Raw genomic sequence first — 1,208 nt, 5'->3', positions numbered from 1 at the left:
CACACCCTCCGTCATCAGCGCCATGACGTTCAGGTATTTCACCAAACGGACATTTGCTGACAGCTGCTAATTTGGTAAAATAGCCTGACAGGGGGCTTTTCCTGTTCGAAAAGCTCTGTCGCTGCTGGGTTAATCAGGTGAAAATCGGCATTTCGAGCCTTCGGCATGCTCTCGCGTTCTGTCCTGCTGGGTTAACGATGCGAGAAGTTACGGGTTGATCAGGCGAAGGAAGAAGGAGGGATGTCAACCCAAACCTTGATCCCGGGCGGCTTTCCGGAAATCGGGAACACTCCCAAGGGTGCCCCGGTGCGGGTTTCTGGCACTCCGCACTTTTCACCTGATTAACTCTTCACTTCTAACCAGGATACGTCTGATTCTCGCCTGGTTAACCCTCAGGAACCGGTACTTGGGGCAAAAGTCCGGGGGCTCAGGGGGTCGCTGAGCGGAGCCTGATGAGGTCTGGCAGATAAGGGGCATCGCCGTCGGCGACCCCAAGGCGGTGTCCGAGGAAGTCCCAGAAGGAAACGCCCAGCTTGGCACAGGTCAGCAGCAGACCGAGGAAGGCGTCGCGGCAGTCGCGGCCCTGATCGGAGCGGGTTCCGCCGGAAATCTTGCGCTTGATCACGTGCGGCCGCAGATCGCGCTCGGAGCCGTTGGTGTGCAGCGGCACCTGTGGACGGTCCAGCACCCTCAGCAACTCGTCCTTGTTGGCGTACAGCCGTTCCAGCAGGCGGTCGAGCGTGGCGAACCCGGTGCGGCGGCGGAAGATCCGATCGAAGCGGGCGCGCAGCGCCGCCCGCCGACGGGGGTCAGGATCGCGGCGATAGGCCTTGAGATCGGCGTAGAACCACCAGATCAGGGCGCGCATGCGCTGCTGGGCGGCGTACTGCTTGTCGGTGAAGGTGTCGAGCTTGTGGATCAGGCGCTCGGCATGGACCCAGCACAAGGCGTGGTCCTCGAGCGCGAACTGCCTGGCGTCGTCGGACAGAACCACGGTGTCGGGCAGCAGCCCATGAGCCTTGATCGCGCCCCATAGCGCACCTTCGGTGGCGATGCGGACTGGGTCGGGATTGGTCTCCAAGTCGGTGATGCCGAGCCGCCGGAGATGCTCCAGCCACGCCGCCTCGTCAGCGAAGTGCCGGTCGGGGTGATCGGCCAGGGCCTTGATGACGGGACCGGCCAGAGCGCGCTGGCGCATGTAGGCCAGC

At 62.8% G+C, this 1,208-nt stretch carries 1 protein-coding gene; it reads right to left on the bottom strand.

Translation table 11 applies throughout. The features are described from left to right. Positions 1-427 precede the first annotated feature (427 nt). Positions 428-1,208: IS66 family transposase (locus tag N826_RS39010; RefSeq protein ID WP_044438006.1), on the bottom strand; the 781-nt coding region annotated here is incomplete at its 5' end.

Source organism: Skermanella aerolata KACC 11604 (genome assembly GCF_000936425.1).
GTDB lineage: Bacteria > Pseudomonadota > Alphaproteobacteria > Azospirillales > Azospirillaceae > Skermanella > Skermanella aerolata.
This window is presented reverse-complemented; position numbering and strand designations above follow the sequence as displayed.